The 16877-nt window shown below is 58.6% G+C and carries 17 protein-coding genes; 10 read left to right on the top strand and 7 right to left on the bottom strand.

Going from position 1 to position 16877, the window contains the following annotated elements; genetic code table 11:
* Positions 1-3: 3 nt before the first annotated feature.
* The 4 genes from speB (QQL78_RS08135) to QQL78_RS08150 are packed head-to-tail and all read right to left on the bottom strand — an operon-like array spanning position 4 to position 3484.
* Entirely contained in the window at positions 4-951 is a 948-nt protein-coding gene (gene speB, locus QQL78_RS08135; protein WP_284372331.1) for an agmatinase, read from the bottom strand.
* Entirely contained in the window at positions 948-1349 is a 402-nt protein-coding gene (locus QQL78_RS08140) for a DUF5360 family protein (protein WP_284372333.1), read from the bottom strand. The genes speB (QQL78_RS08135) and QQL78_RS08140 overlap by 4 nt, the downstream gene beginning before the upstream one ends.
* Entirely contained in the window at positions 1346-2311 is a 966-nt protein-coding gene (gene speB, locus QQL78_RS08145) for an agmatinase (RefSeq protein WP_284372335.1), read from the bottom strand. Before speB (QQL78_RS08145) ends, QQL78_RS08140 begins: the two co-directional genes overlap by 4 nt.
* Positions 2312-2314: 3 nt before the next feature.
* On the bottom strand, positions 2315-3484 hold the full coding sequence (locus QQL78_RS08150; protein WP_284372337.1) for a M20 aminoacylase family protein: 1170 nt from the start codon (positions 3482-3484) through the stop codon (positions 2315-2317).
* Positions 3485-3547: 63 nt separating this feature from the next.
* Here QQL78_RS08150 and mazG point away from each other — a divergent pair, with 63 nt between their 5' ends.
* The 4 genes from mazG to QQL78_RS08170 are packed head-to-tail and all read left to right on the top strand — an operon-like array spanning position 3548 to position 7247.
* Positions 3548-4387 (top strand): nucleoside triphosphate pyrophosphohydrolase, encoded by an 840-nt coding sequence (gene mazG, locus QQL78_RS08155; protein ID WP_284372339.1) that lies wholly within the window; start codon positions 3548-3550, stop codon positions 4385-4387.
* A 57-nt stretch (positions 4388-4444) separates the two neighbouring features.
* Positions 4445-5386, top strand: a complete 942-nt coding sequence (locus QQL78_RS08160; protein WP_284372341.1) for a nucleoside hydrolase — start codon at positions 4445-4447, stop codon at positions 5384-5386.
* Positions 5383-5832 carry a GNAT family N-acetyltransferase gene (locus QQL78_RS08165; RefSeq protein ID WP_284372343.1) on the top strand — a complete coding sequence of 150 codons (450 nt, stop codon included), beginning with the start codon at positions 5383-5385 and terminating at the stop codon, positions 5830-5832. The genes QQL78_RS08160 and QQL78_RS08165 overlap by 4 nt, the downstream gene beginning before the upstream one ends.
* Positions 5833-5837: 5 nt before the next feature.
* Complete coding sequence (locus tag QQL78_RS08170) at positions 5838-7247, top strand: protein adenylyltransferase SelO (RefSeq protein ID WP_284372345.1); 1410 nt, start codon at positions 5838-5840, stop codon at positions 7245-7247.
* On the opposite strand, the gene QQL78_RS08175 is transcribed toward QQL78_RS08170, so the two are convergent.
* Positions 7244-8134: a DMT family transporter gene (locus QQL78_RS08175; protein WP_284372347.1), complete on the bottom strand. Its 891-nt coding sequence runs from the start codon at positions 8132-8134 to the stop codon at positions 7244-7246. The two genes, QQL78_RS08170 and QQL78_RS08175, sit on opposite strands and share 4 nt — an antisense overlap.
* A gap of 133 nt (positions 8135-8267) precedes the next feature.
* Here QQL78_RS08175 and QQL78_RS08180 point away from each other — a divergent pair, with 133 nt between their 5' ends.
* Positions 8268-9032, top strand: a complete 765-nt coding sequence (locus QQL78_RS08180) for a DUF533 domain-containing protein (RefSeq protein WP_284372349.1) — start codon at positions 8268-8270, stop codon at positions 9030-9032.
* A 92-nt stretch (positions 9033-9124) separates the two neighbouring features.
* On the opposite strand, the gene QQL78_RS08185 is transcribed toward QQL78_RS08180, so the two are convergent.
* Positions 9125-10435, bottom strand: coding sequence for a DEAD/DEAH box helicase (locus tag QQL78_RS08185; protein ID WP_284372351.1), 1311 nt, complete (start codon positions 10433-10435; stop codon positions 9125-9127).
* Between the two features lie 447 nt (positions 10436-10882).
* On the opposite strand from QQL78_RS08185, the gene QQL78_RS08190 reads away from it, so the two are divergent.
* The 4 genes from QQL78_RS08190 to QQL78_RS08205 all read left to right on the top strand — a co-directional run bounded on the left by QQL78_RS08190 (position 10883) and on the right by QQL78_RS08205 (position 14250).
* Positions 10883-11302 (top strand): Fur family transcriptional regulator, encoded by a 420-nt coding sequence (locus QQL78_RS08190; RefSeq protein WP_284372353.1) that lies wholly within the window; start codon positions 10883-10885, stop codon positions 11300-11302.
* 171 nt (positions 11303-11473) lie between these two features.
* The gene (locus QQL78_RS08195) at positions 11474-12343 is read left to right on the top strand and encodes a DMT family transporter (protein WP_284372354.1); all 870 of its coding nucleotides are present in this window, start codon (positions 11474-11476) and stop codon (positions 12341-12343) included.
* Positions 12344-12418: 75 nt separating this feature from the next.
* Entirely contained in the window at positions 12419-13693 is a 1275-nt protein-coding gene (eno, locus tag QQL78_RS08200; protein ID WP_284372357.1) for a phosphopyruvate hydratase, read from the top strand.
* A 41-nt stretch (positions 13694-13734) separates the two neighbouring features.
* The gene (locus QQL78_RS08205) at positions 13735-14250 is read left to right on the top strand and encodes a GNAT family N-acetyltransferase (protein ID WP_284372359.1); all 516 of its coding nucleotides are present in this window, start codon (positions 13735-13737) and stop codon (positions 14248-14250) included.
* Positions 14251-14407: 157 nt separating this feature from the next.
* On the opposite strand, the gene QQL78_RS08210 is transcribed toward QQL78_RS08205, so the two are convergent.
* On the bottom strand, positions 14408-15514 hold the full coding sequence (locus tag QQL78_RS08210) for an anhydro-N-acetylmuramic acid kinase (RefSeq protein WP_284372361.1): 1107 nt from the start codon (positions 15512-15514) through the stop codon (positions 14408-14410).
* A gap of 83 nt (positions 15515-15597) precedes the next feature.
* Between QQL78_RS08210 and tyrS the strand changes: the two genes are divergently transcribed.
* Positions 15598-16848 (top strand): tyrosine--tRNA ligase, encoded by a 1251-nt coding sequence (gene tyrS, locus QQL78_RS08215; RefSeq protein WP_284372363.1) that lies wholly within the window; start codon positions 15598-15600, stop codon positions 16846-16848.
* The last annotated feature ends 29 nt before the right edge of the window (positions 16849-16877 follow it).

Consider the following 16877-nt stretch of genomic DNA (forward strand, 5'->3'; position numbering starts at 1 on the left):
GCCTCAGCGATATGTCACACCGGGCAGAACACATAACATCTCATAGAGAATATTCGCCCCGGTCAGCGCGGTATTGCCGCTAGTATCATAGGGCGGTGAGACCTCTACCAGATCGCCGCCGACAATGTTCAGCCCACGCAGGGCCCGGATCAGTTCCATGGCTTGCGGCGTGGTCAGACCGCCGATTTCCGGCGTACCGGTGCCGGGCGCATAGGCGGGATCAAGGCTGTCGATGTCATAGGTGACATAGACCGGTGCCTCCCCGACATCGCGCCGGATTTCAGATCCCAGACTGGCAAGGCTACGCCCCCAAAGCTCCTGCGCGGGGAACTGTTGGAAACCCCAACCGGCGGCTTCTTTGAAATCCTCTGCGGAATATCCAGTGCCCCGAAGCCCCACTTGATAAGTCTTGGCCGGAAGGATCAACCCCTCCTCATATGCACGGCGGAACACCGTGCCATGGCATTCACGCTCGCCAAACATCTCGTCATTCACATCCGCATGAGCGTCCACATGGATCAGCGCCACCGGCCCGTGCCGCTTGGCCATGGCACGCAGGATCGGCAGGGTGATCGAATGATCACCACCAATCGCCAAAGGCATCGCATCCGACATCAGGATACTATCGTAACTCTCTGCAATGATGCGCAGACTGTCACTTAACGAAAAGGTATTGATCGCCAGATCACCGATGTCCGCCACCTGCAAACTATCAAAGGGAGCCGCCCCGGTGCCCAGATTATAGGGCCGCAACATGGCACTTTCCGCGCGCACCTCCTTGGGCCCAAACCGGGTGCCGGAGCGCCAGGAAGTACCGATGTCCAGCGGAATACCCAAGACCGCCACATCCAGCCCTTTAAGATCATTCACCGCCGGCAGGCGCATGAACGTGTTAGGGCCGGAAAACCGTGCCAGATCATTGCCGCTGATGGGTTGGTTTTTCTGGCTCATGCCAAAGGCCTTTCGGAAGGGCAAAAGATACGCAGCAGCCCGGTAAGAGACAAAACGACCAACCACGCGTTGACCGCCCACCATGCAATGTCGAACCAACATTGCAAGACCCAAAAGTTCAGCGCCATCAAACCGGCGCAGAACATCAAGGTAAGTGAAACAATTTGTAAAACAACCGCGCGCTCTGGTGCCATCGGCACAAATCTCGCGGCCAGCCCGCAAAGTGCAAACAGGATGTCAATCGGCAGGAACGACCAGTTCCAGATCACGATCAACGGGTTCCGGTAATAGGGATACATCGCATCGGGGGCGACGATGACCCATCCCAGCACAACAACAGATGCAAACCCCCAATAAATCAGCATCCCAACCTCGGTGACTGTCAGCGCAATTTTCATTCTGACCGCATCCTATGTCCGAGCAGGCAGAGGATCTCGGTCGCCACATGCGCCCCCGCAATCGCGGTTGCCCCGGTTGTGTCAAACGGCGGTGACACCTCGACGATATCTCCGCCCACAATGTTGATCCCCGCAAGATCACGCAGCATGATCACCGCCTGCGCAGAGGTCAGCCCGCCCCAGACCGGTGTGCCGGTACCCGGTGCAAAAGCCGGATCCAGCGCATCAATGTCAAAGGTCAGGTAACAAGGTCGATCCCCCAGAACCTCCTTGATCCGCATCACCGCCGCTTGCGGTCCGCGCTCATGCACCTCGCGGGCATCAATGGTGGCCACCCCCAAAGTATCGGGGTTTGTCGTTCTGATCCCCACCTGCACCGACGTATGCGGATCAACGATCCCGGATTTCACAGCCTTGTAAAACATCGTGCCGTGGTCAATCCGCTCCATATCATCATCGGGCCAGGTATCGGAATGGGCATCAAACTGTAACAGGCTGATTGGGCCATATTTTTCCGCATAGGCCTTGAGGATCGGAAAGCTGATATAGTGATCCCCGCCCAGCGTCACACTGGCTGCCCCCGCATCCAAAATCCCCTTGATATGGGCGGTCAGGGCCGCGGGAAACTTCGAGGTATGTCCGTAATCAAACGCCAGATCACCATAATCCGCGATGGCGAATTCGCTCAGCACATCGAAATCCCAACCATAAGGCGGATCATAGGGTTGCAGGGCGCTGGCCTCGCGGATCGCACGCGGCCCCAGCCGTGTACCGCTGCGGTTGGTCACCGCTTGATCGAAAGGCACGCCAGTCACAGCGATATCCACGCCGGTCAGATCCTTGGTGTATTTGCGCCGCAGGAACGATGTTGCCCCGCCAAAGGCATTCTCAAAACTCGCGCCTTTCAGATCGTCGCGGGTGAACGCCTGATCAACCTGAGTTGCTGCATCTTCCAGCGCCATCCTCTATGCCCCCGCGACGGGCTGCGCCCGCTCTACCAGACGGGCAAAGAAGGAGGCGCCAATTGGTGCAATCTCATCGTTGAAATTGTATTTCGCGTGATGCACGCCTGCGCCTTCACCCTGCCCCAACATCAGATAGGCACCGGGGCGCGCCTCCAGCATATAAGAAAAATCCTCTGCTCCCATAACGGGCGGAAAGGCCGCTTCAACGCCAGCTTCGCCAGCGACATCCCCCGCGACATCAATGGCGAAATCCGTCTTCTCTGCGTCATTGACCGTTGGCGGATAGCCGAATTCGAAATCCAGCTCCGCCTGCAAATCATAGCTGGCCGCATGACCATCCACGATCGCCTGCATCCGGCGCACCACCATGGCCTGTACCTCTTTGTCAAAGGTGCGCACTGTACCGTTAATATAAACCTCTTCGGGGATCACATTATCGGTTGTGCCGGTGTGGATCTGTGTGGTCGAGATCACCAGCTGTGCTTTGGGATCGGTGTTCCGGCTGACAATGGTTTGCAAAGACTGCACAATCGCACAGGCCGCGACAACGGGATCAACACAATCATGGGGCCGCGCACCATGTCCGCCCTTGCCAGTCAGGTTGATCGTAAAGGTATCCGCCGCCGCCATGATTGGCCCCGGCGTGGTGTGGAAACGCCCAAACTCCAGCCCCGGCGCATTGTGGATGGCATAGACTTGGGCAATCTCAAACCGATCCATCACCCCTTCCTTCACCATGATCTCGCCACCGCCGATGATTTCCTCCGCGGGCTGAAACAGCAAGGCCACACGCCCGGCGAAATTGCGGGTCTCTGCCAGATATTTCGCCGCGCCCAGCAACATCGCCGTGTGCCCGTCATGACCACAGGCATGCATCTTACCCTCATGGGTACTGGCATAGGGCACACCGGTCTCTTCCGTGATCGGCAAAGCATCCATATCCGCGCGCAGACCAATGGTCGGCCCTGCGCCCTGTCCGTTGATGATCGCCACGATACCGGTCTTGGCAATGCCTTCGTGCAACTCATCCACACCAAATTCACGCAAACGTTCAGCAACAAAAGCGGCCGTCTGGTGACACTCAAGCCCCAGTTCGGGAATGGTGTGAAGATGTTGCCGCCATGCCGTCATATCGGCGCTGAAATCGGCAATGCGGTTGACCACGGGCATGGGCTGGACTCCTTGGGTGAGGTTGATCAGGGTGCATCTGACACCAGACAGGACAAAGCTGCAATGGCCCGCAACCAAAATCATGACCTTATCAACGACCCCGAGGGCGGCATCGACCGGCTGCTGGAAATCATGCGCCGCTTGCGTGATCCTGAAACCGGATGCCCCTGGGATATTGAACAGGATTTTGACAGCATCGCCCCCTATACCATTGAAGAAGCTTACGAAGTTGCCGATGCCATCGCCCGAAAGGATTGGCCCGAACTGGAAGGCGAACTGGGCGATCTGCTATTGCAATCGGTCTATCACACGGCCATGGGCGAGGAAGCGGGCCATTTCACCTTTGCCTCTGTGGTGCGCAATATCTCGGACAAGATGGTGGCTCGCCACCCGCATGTCTTTGGCGATGAAAACCGCGATAAATCCGCCGATCAGCAAACCGCCGATTGGGAGGCAATCAAGGCACAGGAACGCGCCGGAAAAGCCCAACGCGGCACGCTGGAGGGAGTCGCATTGGGACTGCCCGGGATGACCCGCGCGGTGAAACTGCAAAAACGTCTGGCACGGGTCGGGTTTGACTGGAGCGAAACCGGAAGTGTGCTTGACAAGATCGTCGAAGAGGCTGGCGAACTGGTAGAGGCCCGCGACACCATGGACGCTGACGCGGTGGAGGATGAATTTGGCGATCTGCTGTTTGTCATGGCCAACCTTGCCCGCCACCTTGGCGTGGACCCGGAAACCGCTGTCAGGCGCACCAACCGCAAGGTTGAACAACGCTTTGGCGAGATTGAGAAACGCCTTGCCGCCCTTGGCAAAACCCCGTCACAAAGTAACCTTGATGAAATGGACGCGCTCTGGAACGCAGTGAAAGCGGATGAGCGGAGCGATGCCACCAAGGGCTGACGCGCCCTTTTGTTCACCCTGTCTTTCCCCTATCTCTGCGCCAAAGAGGATAAAATCATGCAGCCACGCAAAGTAATTATCGACACGGACCCCGGACAGGATGACGCGGTTGCGATCCTGCTGGCACTGGCCAGCCCGGAAGAGATTGACCTATTGGGCATCACCTGTGTTGCAGGCAATGTGCCGTTAGACCTCACATCCAAAAATGCACGTATTATCTGCGAGTTGGCAGGCAAAACGGATGTAAAGGTTTATGCCGGATGTGACCGCCCCCTGGGCCGCGAACTGGTCACTGCCGAACATGTCCATGGCAAGACCGGACTTGACGGCCCCAACCTGCCCGATCCGGTGATGCCGCTATGCGACGGGCACGGGGTTGATTTCATCATCGAACAGCTTCGAACACATGATGCGGGCCAGATCACGCTATGCCCCCTGGGACCGCTGACCAATATCGCTACCGCCTTTGAGAAAGCCCCTGACATTGTGGCGCGCGTGTCCGAGATTGTCCTGATGGGTGGCGGCTATTTCGAGGGGGGCAACATCACACCCACGGCTGAATTCAACATCTACGTCGACCCACAAGCCGCTGATATCGTGTTCAAATCCGGCGTACCTATTGTTGTTATGCCCCTTGACGTAACACATAAGGCATTGGTCACTAAACAACGCAATGACGCGTTTCGCGCACTGGATACGCCTGTGGGCATTGCCGTGGCACAGATGACCGATTTCTTTGAACGGTTCGACAAGGAGAAATACGGTTCCGAGGGGGCACCGCTGCATGATCCCTGCGTCACCGCCTATCTGATCAAACCCGAGCTGTTTTCAGGCCGCCATATCAACGTGGAAATCGAGACCCAGTCAGAGCTGACCATGGGCATGACCGTGGCCGATTGGTGGGGTGTGACGGACCGCAAGCCAAACGCATTGTTTATTGGTGATCTGGATGCTGATGGCTTTTTCGCCCTGTTGACCGACCGATTGGCAAGGTTGTGAGCGCCGCCCTCACCCTTGCCAAACCGGAGCATCTCGACCGACTGGTCACGCTTTGCGCTGCCTTTCACACTGAAGAAGGCATCACCCAGAGCGATGAGGCCCGCCGCGACGCCCTTGCCCCGCTGCTGGAGGGATCGCCCTATGGTGCGGTCTATCTGATTGGGCCAGCCCGCGCACCGATTGGATATCTGGTTGTTTGCTTTGGCTGGTCTATCGAATTTGGCGGGCTGGATGCGATCCTTGACGAACTCTACATCCGCCCCGGCGTACGCGGCCGCGGGATTGCAACCGAAAGCCTGATCGCCTTGCCGCGCGCCTTGGCCGAAGGCGGGCTGCGCGCCATTCACCTTGAAGTGGATCGCGAAAACACCGCTGCGGTCAAGCTTTACAAACGCGCCGGTTTCACGCCGCGTGAGAAATATATGTTCATGTCGAGAGAGCTTTGACCCCAATGCGCATTCCTTTTGACAACAGCTATGCCAATCTGCCCGAAAGTTTCTATTCCCGGTTGAAACCCACTTCCGTTTCATCCCCTAATCTTTTGGCATTCAACGACAAACTTGCTGATCTACTGGACATCGAACAGAATGATCCGGCAGAACTTGCCACCGCATTTGGGGGTAACTCCATACCCCAAGGAGCCGCACCCCTGGCACAGCTTTACGCCGGTCACCAGTTTGGCAGCTATAATCCGCAGCTTGGCGATGGCCGGGCGATCCTGCTGGGTGAGGTTATTGGCACGGACGGCATCCGCCGCGACATTCAGTTAAAAGGATCGGGCCCCACACCCTATTCGCGCATGGGCGATGGCCGTGCCTGGCTGGGGCCGGTGTTGCGCGAATATGTGGTGTCAGAGGCGATGCATGCCCTTGGTATTCCCTCCACCCGCGCCCTTGCAGCAGTGTCCACCGGCGAACAGATCTGGCGTGAACAAGGTGCCCTGCCCGGTGCCATCCTGACCCGCGTGGCACAAAGCCATCTGCGGGTCGGCACCTTTCAGGTCTTTGCCCATCGCGGCGAGGTTGAGAACCTGCGCATCCTGACCAACTATGCCATAGAGCGCCACTATCCTGACGCGACTGGCCCGATGGACCTGCTGCGCGCGGTCTGTGCCGCACAGGCTGATCTGGTCACCCATTGGATGTCCGTTGGATTTATCCACGGTGTGATGAACACCGATAATTGCACGATCAGCGGCGAAACCATCGATTACGGCCCCTGTGCCTTTATGGATGCTTTCCATCAGAACCGCGTGTTCAGTTCAATCGACTCCCAAGGGCGCTATGCCTTCGGGGCGCAGCCGGGCATTGCCGTCTGGAATATGGCTCAGCTGGCCACCAGCCTTGTCCAACTGTTTGACGACCGCGATGCGGCAGTCGAAGAAGCCACCGAGATTGTCCATGCCATGCCAAAGCTTTTGGAAGAAAACTGGCTGAAGCGCTTTGCTGCCAAGATCGGCATCAGCGCCCCCGAAAAAGGTGACACAGAGCTGATCGAAGAGCTGTTGGGGTTGATGCAGACGGATGGGGCCGATTTCACCAATAGTTTCCGCGCACTTGGTCGCAAGGCCGCAAGGGACCAGTTCACCAACCGCGACGCCTTTGAACACTGGCATGGGAAATGGCAAAGCCGGATCAAGGGTTTGCCGGACACGCAACCCGTCATGCAGGCGGCGAACCCTGCGCTAATCCCGCGCAACCATCGGATCGAACAGATGATCGAGGCTGCGGTCGCCGGGGATATGGCCCCGTTTGAGCGGCTGATGCGGGCGCTGGCCACGCCTTATGTCGAAACCGATGCTGACCTCTCACATCCCCCTTCCGCGCAAGAGATCGTGCCGGCCACCTTTTGTGGCACCTAGGGGTGAACCCGCGGTTTGCGGTTGATCAGGTAGATGCCGCTGGCCACCAGCACCAATGCCCCCCAGACCGATGGGGCAACATCCTCGGACAGCAGCAGCCAGCCCAGGATCACCGAGAATACCGGTGACAAGAAGCTGAAGGAGGCAACAGAGGATGCCGGATAGATGCTCATCAGCCAGAACCAGACCAGAAACCCAAGGCTTGCGATGGCAATGATCTGAAACAACAGACCGGCCAGATGGATCGGCGCGACGTCGCGCAGCAAGGGGCCGAAAAGCGGGGCCAGTATCAGCAGGATCGGCGCAGAGACCAGTACCTGAAACATCAATTGCTGCGCCGGTGGTACAGTGGACAGCGGCGTGGAGCGCACGCAGATCACAATCGCCGCCCAGCAGAATGCAGCCGTCAGCGCCAGCAAGTCCCCCATCCAGCTAACGCTGCCGCCACTGCGATCCGCCAGCGCAACCGCCACCCCCGACATGGCAAGCACGAGCCCGGCAATCTTGACCGGAGTCAGCCGCTCCCCCGGGAAAAGCACATGAGCGATCAGCGACAACCAGACCGGCATGGAATAGAAAATCACCGAGGCGCGGCTGACAGTTGTGATGTCCAGCGCGACAAAAAGGCAAATGAATTCAAGAGTAAAGAAAAGACCCGAAGCGATCCCGCCGACCCATGCGGCGCGCGGTACGGAAAAACTGACGCCGCGCAGGCGCATCCACAGGAAAAGCACAACCACCGCCCCGGCAGAGCGCAGCCCGGCCTGAAACACTGGCCCAAATCCACCTGCCGTGACCTTGATCACCACCTGATTAAACGCCAGATGCAACGCGAAGGCGATCAAAGCCGCAGCGCCAAAAGCGTCCATATGATCCTTGCGTTCCACCGGCCCAATAGCGCGGCAGAAGACGCGCGCGTCAATGCGAAAATTTCAGCCGATGATGTGCTGCCCCTGATTTTCCCCTCGTGGCCGGTGTAGAATCTGTCAGACTGCGGGAAATCATAGATGGAGAGACCAGATGAGCTTGATGAAAACCCTTGCGAAAGTTGCCGTTGGTGTGGCCATGGCCAAAGGGGCCAAGGTGCTGATGGACAAGAACCGCAGCGGCGGAACTACTGGTGCCGGTGGCGGGCTGCAGGACATGCTGGGCGGGCTTCTGGGCGGTGCTGGTGGTGCCAGCACAGGGGGGGTGTCTGGCGGGCTTGGCGGCTTGTTGAACCAACTGGGGGGCAGCGGCAGCGGCTCATCAGGCGGCGGTTTGGGCGGTTTGCTGGGTGGACTGGCAGGCGCTGCGGGGGTTGGCGGTCTTTTGGCCGGTGCAGGTGCGGCGGCGAAAAAGCGGCCTGCATCCAATGACCATGATTTTGGTGCCGTGCTGAACTCGCAGTTTGAATCAACGCCGGAACCGGAGATTGAACCCTCGCAGGAGCAGGAAGCCGCTGCCGGATTGATGTTGGCCGCGATGATTCAGGCCGCCAAATCCGACGGCACCTTTGACGAGAGCGAAAAGACCAAGCTGCTGGACCAATTGGGCGATGTCGACGCGGAAGAAGCCGCCTTTGTACAGGCACAGCTGCAAGCGCCGGTTGATGTGGCCGCCCTTGTGCGCGAAACACCCAACGGCATGGAAGGGCAAATCTATGCGATGTCCCTGCTGGGCATTGACCTGGATACCCAGCAAGAGGCGAAATATCTGCACGAGCTGGCGCAGGGGTTTGGCATGAAACCGGCGCAGGTGAACGAGATCCACGCGCAGATGGGCGTGCCGTCGCTTTATACCTGAGACCGCAATACTGACACCGCGCCGGATGGCCGCAATGAAAAACGCGCCCCGCATTTGATGCGGGGCGCGTTTTTCATTGTTACGGTCGGTTATTAAGCGGCCTGTTGTCCGCCGGGTTTACCCCGACCACCACCACCGCGCCGTCTGCGGTTGCCGCCAGCGGGTTTGCCGGCACCCTGCCCGCCACCGCCGCCACCGCCGGGACGCCCGCCAGAGCGGCCACCACGGCCACGGCCCCGCGACTGTTTCGGCTTTTCTTCAATCTCTGCCCCTTCCCACGGACGGCCAGAGGCCACGGGGATGCGGATTTTCATGACCTTCTGAATGGCGATCAGCTCGCCCATCTCATCGGGCGCGCAAAATGCCACCGCAGCCCCATCCTTGCCCGCACGTGCGGTCCGGCCAATGCGGTGCACATAGTTGTCCGGCACATTTGGCAGCTCGTAGTTATAGACATGTTTCACATCAGGAATATCCAGACCACGTGCTGCGACGTCGGTCGCCACCAGCACGGTCACATCCCCCGATTTGAAACCGGCAATCGCACGGTCCCGCTGGCCCTGCGATTTGTTGCCATGGATTGAGGCCGCATCAAATCCCGCCTTAACCAGCGTTTTCATCAGCTTTTCACACCCATGTTTGGTGCGCCCAAAGACCAGCGCACGTTCACCTTTGTGTTTGGCCAAAAGCTCGATCAGCAAAGACTGCTTTTCCGCCTTGGCTATGAAATGCACCTCTTGGGTGATCTTATCCGCCGCCTTGCCCGGAGGAGAAACTTCGATGCGGATCGGGTTCTTCAGATAGCTGTTGGCAATCTCACTCATCAGCTTCGGCATGGTGGCCGAAAACAACATCGTCTGGCGTTCCTTGGGGATCACCGCGGAAATCTTGCGCAGGTCATGGATGAACCCCATGTCCAGCATCTGATCCGCCTCATCCAGCACCAGAAAGGTTGTTTCCTCAAGCCGCACAGCGCGGCGGTCCATCAGGTCAAGCAAACGGCCCGGAGTCGCCACCAGCATGTCCACCCCTTTGGAGAGCCGCGAGATTTGCGGGTTGATCGACTGCCCGCCGACAACCATCTGCGCCTTCAACGGCGTGCCTTCACAAAACCCTTTCAGGTTCTGCATGATCTGCTGCGCCAGCTCGCGGGTCGGGGCCAGCACAAGGGCGCGCACGGATTTGGGCGACGGCCGCTTGGGGTTTTGCAACATCTGCGCCACCAGCGGCACGCCAAAGGCCGCCGTCTTGCCGGTGCCGGTCTGGGCCAACCCCATCACATCACGCCCGTTCAGCGCATGGGGGATGGCTTGCTTCTGGATCGGTGTCGGGTCTTTCAGACCCATTTCAGTCAGACGCGCTACCAGTTTCGCTGGCAGCTCCATCATGTCAAAATCGCTCATTCATTGTCTTTCTGCGCACGAAGATCCCCGCACGCGTTATTGTCAGGCACAGCATTGCGCCCCATGGGATCACGCGAAACCGGATCGCAGGCAGGGGCCAAATGCCACAACCTGTCCGTCGCGTTTCGCCCCACGCGTGATTTTGGGAACATCGGCGGCCTTGGTCAGCCGGACCGCATCATGGGGTCTGGCACTGCTCACGCGGCAGAAGGCATCGCTTGTCCCCCACATGGGGTACAGAGCCACGTAAGTCAACCAACCGCCTTGAAAGATGGCTAACCGATGGCAAGAGTGGTGGCTAATATGATGCAGCTATGCCTGCGGGCTACACTTCGCTGAACGACAGCAGAAAGACCGCACAGACCCGGAAAGACGGATCCGAAAGACTGGCCTCCCGCGAAAAAGAACGTTAAACGACCCCCACTTCACGATCCAAAGGCCGCTATCATGGGTAAATCCATCATCACACGTTGCGAAGGCATGGGCCTGCGCATGACCGGCCAGCGCCGCATCATCGCACAGGTGATCGAAGACAGTGACGACCACCCTGATGTCGAAGAGCTGTTTACCCGCGCGGCCGACCGCGACGCGGCGATTTCAATCGCAACCGTCTACCGCACGGTAAAACTGTTTGAAGAGGCGGGGATTCTCGACAAGCTGGAATTCGGCGACGGGCGTGCGCGTTACGAGGACGCAGAGCGCGATCACCATGACCACCTGATTGATCTCAACTCTGGTGCCGTGATCGAATTTGTCGATGCAGAGATTGAGGCGCTTCAGGAAAAAATCGCGCAAAAGCTGGGATATGAACTGCGAGGGCATCGGATGGAGCTTTACGGCGTGCCGATCAAGAAATCCGACGGCTAATTCACGCCAAAGGGGCCGCTTTCCCGCCAGCCCCTTTTTCCTGCTAGATACGCCATTCTGCAAGTTGCGGTATTCCCGCAAGTCTATCTGCCTGTGGCCCTTGCCCCTGCCCCTCAAACCCGTCATCTGGGTCTGTAACAGGTAAACCCTCTCTACAGTCAAGGATACACGATGGACAATATGCGCGGCGCGGTGCTGATGGTGCTGGCGATGCTTGGCTTCGCCGTTGAAGACATGTTCATCAAACTTCTTTCCGATGCGGCCAGTGTTGGGCAAATTCTGATCATGCTGGGCTTTGGCGGCTCTGTGGTTTTTGGCCTTATCGTCCTGATGCAAGGTAAACCCCTGTTTGCGCGCGATATGCTGACCGCACCGATTTGCCTGCGGGGGCTGGGCGAGATGGTTGGCACCGTAGCTTTTGTTTCGGCCCTGTCTCTTACCCCGATTTCCAGCGCCTCGGCGATCTTGCAGGCCACGCCGCTGGTGGTGACCTTGGGGGCCGCGCTGTTTCTGGGTGAGCCTGTGGGCTGGCGTCGCTGGAGCGCGATCTGCGTGGGACTCTTTGGGGTCTTGCTGATCATCCGCCCCGGCATGGACAGCTTTCAGGTGCTTTCCCTGTTGGCGGTTGTGGCGGTCTTTATGCTGGCCCTGCGCGATCTGGCCACACGTCGCACACCGGCCACCATCACCACCATGCAGCTCAGCTTTCTGGGGTTCTTTGTGCTGATCCCCGCCGGTATTGTCCTGATGCTAGTCATGCAAACCCCGGTGGTCAGTTTTGCGGTGCGCGGCTGGCTTTATTTTCTCTCCGCCCTCACAATTGGTCTGTTTGCCTATTATGCCATTGTCGCTGCCATGCGTGTGGGCGAGGTCAGCTTTGTCACGCCCTTCCGTTATGCCCGGCTGGTCTTTGCGCTGATCATCGGCGTCACAATCTTCAACGAATCCCCGGATGCGCTGACCCTGATCGGGGCTGCGATCATCGTGGCATCAGGCATTTACACGGTCTGGCGCGAACGGCGGGTGGCGCGACAGGCCTAGGGGCAGCGCCCTAAGACCTTTCCCCTGCAGGTTTGTCGCGTTAAGAAGCGCTGACAGCAGCCAAAGGACACCGTCATGAGCACCATCGTTGATATTCACGCCCGCGAAATCCTCGACAGCCGGGGCAACCCAACAGTCGAAGTTGATGTGATTCTGGAAGACGGCACCATGGGCCGTGCGGCAGTTCCTTCGGGAGCCTCAACAGGTGCCTATGAAGCGGTTGAGCGGCGCGACGGCGACAAATCCCGCTACATGGGCAAGGGCGTATTAGAAGCCTGCGCCGCAGTGAACGGCGAAATCGGCGATGCACTGGTCGGCCTTGACGCGACAGAACAGGTTGAGCTGGACGAGATCATGATCGAACTCGACGGCACCGAAAACAAATCCCGTCTGGGGGCCAATGCCATCCTTGGTGTTTCCCTTGCGGCGGCCAAGGCAGCGGCTGATTTCTGCACCCAACCGCTGTTCCGCTATGTCGGTGGCACTTCTGCGCGTGTCCTGCCGGTGCCGATGATGAACATCATCAACGGTGGCGAACATGCGGACAACCCGATCGACATTCAGGAATTCATGATCATGCCGGTGGCCGCGGAGAATATCCGTGACGCGGTGCGTATGGGTGCCGAAGTCTTCCACACACTGAAAGGGGAACTTTCAGCGGCGGGTCTTTCCACCGGTATCGGTGATGAGGGCGGTTTTGCCCCCAACATCAGCTCCACCCGAGATGCACTTGATTTTGTTCTGAAATCCATCGAAAAGGCCGGTTATAAACCGGGCGAGGACATGTATCTTGCCCTCGATTGTGCCGCGACCGAATATTACAAAAACGGCAAGTACGAATTGTCAGGCGAAGGCAAATCCCTCAGCAGCGATGAGAACGTCGCCTATCTTTCAGCGCTGGTCGCCGATTATCCGATCATTTCTATCGAAGACGGCATGTCCGAAGATGACTGGGACGGCTGGAAGGCCCTGACTGACGCTTTGGGCGACAAGATCCAGTTGGTCGGTGACGATCTGTTTGTCACCAACCCTGCCCGCCTTGCAGATGGCATCGCCAAGGGTTCCGCCAACTCCATGCTGGTCAAGGTCAACCAGATCGGCACCCTGACCGAAACCCTGAAAGCCGTGGACATGGCGCATCGTGCAGGGTTCACCAATGTGATGTCGCACCGCTCCGGCGAGACCGAGGATGCCACAATCGCTGACCTTGCTGTGGCGACCAACTGTGGCCAGATCAAAACCGGCTCTTTGGCGCGTTCCGACAGATTGGCGAAATACAACCAGCTGATCCGCATTGAGGAAACTCTGGGCGAAACGGCAGAATTTGCCGGCCGCAGCATCCTCAAGTAAGCAAGGAACAGGGTGCGGTCCTGCCGCACCCACACAACCCCATGCCCCAGATCACCCTGACCGAAGCAACCAGCCCCGCCGACCTCGACGCCCTGCGCAACCTGTGCTGGGCCTACCGCGATTTCCTGATGTCCAACACAGACATCGACAAGGAAATCACAGAAACGTTTTATCCTGTCCCGAAATACACTGCCTTGATGGATGAATTGCCCGTGCTTCATGCCCGCCCGAAAGGCATCATGCTGCTGGCACGTGATGGCGATGGCACTGCCTTGGGTTGTGGCATGACCCATGCACTGGACGCGGAAACATCTGAAATCAAACGTGTTTTCGTAAATGACGCGGCACGCGGCAAAGGCGTGGCCGCCCTGATCTGCAACGCATTGATCACACGGGCCAAAGAGGACGGCTTTGCCCGTATTGTGCTGGACACCTCCAAAAGCCTGAAGGCCGCACAACGCCTTTATCTGCGCCTGGGCTTTACCCCCTGCGGCCCTTACCAGCCAATCCCTGAGGAAATGCTGCCAGAGCTGTTGTTCTACGAACGCGCCCTCTAACGTCACCCCAGTTGCCCACCAAAGCACCACGGCGAAACGGCCCACCGTCTCCTCGGCTTCACCTTGCCAATAAACTCAAATCCATCCTCAGGCCCAACGACACCGCCGGCGTTCAACATAGACACGTCGGCTTTCCGGCACCGCCATAAACCACCAATCAGACCGGCAAGCTTACGGTCCCGCCACCAACCGCAGCCCGCACCCCGGTTGTGGATGCACAAGAGGTCGGCAAGCCCCGCGCCACGCGCACAGCCAAATAGGCAAAGGCCTGTGCCTCCAGCATGTCCCCATCCAGACCCACCTCTTCGATCGCCACCACCGGACAATCCAGACTGACCGCCAGCATCTGCATCAACACCGGATTGTTGCGCCCGCCCCCCGTGACCAGCACCCGTGACGGCAGACTGGGGCAATGCTGCATGGCCTCGGCCACGCCCGCCGCACACATGGCCGTCAGCGTGGCCGCAGCATCGGCATCCGAAAGCTCTCCCACCAGCGCGACCATCTCGGCAAAATCATTGCGGTCCAATGACTTGGGTGGCATGCGTGCGAAATAGGGCTCTGCCAGAAACAACTCCAGCGCGCCCTGTTCCACCCTGCCTTTTGCGGCCAGTTTCCCACCCTCATCATATGGCTTGCCCAAACGGCTTTGCATCAGATCATTCATTGGCGCGTTGGCAGGGCCGGTATCAAAGGCCAGCAAAGCGCCCGCATCCTGTGGCCGCGCAACCGATGGATCAACCCAGGTCAGATTGCCCACACCGCCCAGATTCAAAAACGCCACGGGTTCCGTCAACCCGACATAGCGCGCACAGGCGTGATGGAAAAACGGGGCCAGCGGTGCCCCTTCGCCGCCCATCTCCACATCTGCACTGCGAAAATCCCAAACCACAGGACAGCCCAGACGCCGTGCAAGGGCCGCGCCATCACCCACCTGCAAAGTGCCCTGCAGGCGTGGCGCATGGGCCAGTGTTTGCCCATGAAACCCAATAATATCAACCTGTTCCATCGGGTCCAGCAAAGCGACATGCGCCTGTTCCACCACGTCTGCTGCCGCCTCAACCGCCGCACCGTGCCACAGACCAAAGCCCGCCGCGATGACGGCGCGTTCCTGCGGTGTATAGCTGCGATAGGCGCTTGGCCCGAACTCAAAAATCTCATGCCCATCGGTGACCAACACCGCCGCGTCCACACCGTCAAGTGATGTGCCCGACATGGCCCCCAAGGCCCGCACCGGTCCGTCTTTGCTGATTGCCCTGCTCATACCTTGCCCCAAACCTCGGGCCTTTCCCTTACCGACCCTTGCGCCTATAGATGCCCCGCAAAGCAAGCGTGAGGCAAGACACCATGACCTACCATCCCAAATCAGATTTCATCGCCGTGATGATGGAGCGTGGTTTCCTCGCTGATTGTACCGACTATCAAGGTCTGGACGAGGCCTTTGCCGCGGGTGTTGTGCCCGCTTACATCGGCTATGACGCGACGGCCCAATCCCTGCATGTGGGCCATTTGATGAACATCATGGTGCTGCGCTGGTTGCAGAAATGCGGCCATAAGCCGATCACCCTGATGGGCGGTGGCACCACCAAGGTGGGCGACCCGTCTTTCCGCAGCGATGAACGCCCCCTGCTTGGCCCCGAACAGATTGCCGCGAACATCACAGGCATGCAGCAGGTTTTTGCAAAATATCTGCAATACGGTGAAGGCGAGACCGACGCCTTGATGTTGAACAATGCCGAATGGCTAGACGGGTTGAACTACCTTGATTTCCTGCGCGACATCGGGCGGCATTTCAGTGTCAACCGGATGCTCAGCTTTGAAAGCGTGAAGTCGCGGCTGGATCGCGAACAATCGCTGTCCTTCCTCGAATTCAACTACATGATCCTTCAGGCCTATGATTTCCTGGAACTCAACCGCCGCTACGGCTGTCTGTTGCAGATGGGCGGGTCCGACCAATGGGGCAATATCGTCAACGGTATCGATCTCACGCGCCGGGTGCTCGACAACGAGATTTACGGGCTGACCACGCCGTTGCTGACCACTTCGGACGGGCGCAAGATGGGCAAGTCGCAAGGCGGTGCCATCTGGTTGAACGGGGATATGTTGTCACCTTATGAATTCTGGCAGTTCTGGCGCAATACGACGGATGCAGATACTGGCAAGTTCCTGAAACTGTTCACGGAAATGCCCGTTGAGGAATGCGAACGTCTGGGCGCGCTGGAAGGCTCCGAGATCAATGCGGCCAAGATCATCCTTGCCAATGAGGTCACCAAATTGCTGCACGGCGCAGATGCTGCGGCAGCAGCGGAAGCCACAGCGCGTGAAGTTTTTGAAAAAGGCGGCGTCGGCGACGATCTGCCGACCTTGACGCTCAGCCGGGAAGAGGTTGGTGATGGGGTTTCAATTGTGCAGCTGCTGGTCAAATCCGGCCTTGCCGGATCGGGTAAGGAAGCCAAACGCCTGATTTCCGAAAACGGGGCCAAGATCAACGATGAACCGCTCACTGATGCCGGGATGATGGTAGATGCCGCAGCGCTTGCCAGCCCGATCAAGCTGAGTGCCGGCAAGAAACGCCACGCGCTGGTGCAAATCGGCTGATCGCTTAACCCGGTCTTAACCAAAGCTAC

The organism is Sulfitobacter pacificus (assembly GCF_030159975.1).
Classification (GTDB): domain Bacteria; phylum Pseudomonadota; class Alphaproteobacteria; order Rhodobacterales; family Rhodobacteraceae; genus Sulfitobacter; species Sulfitobacter pacificus.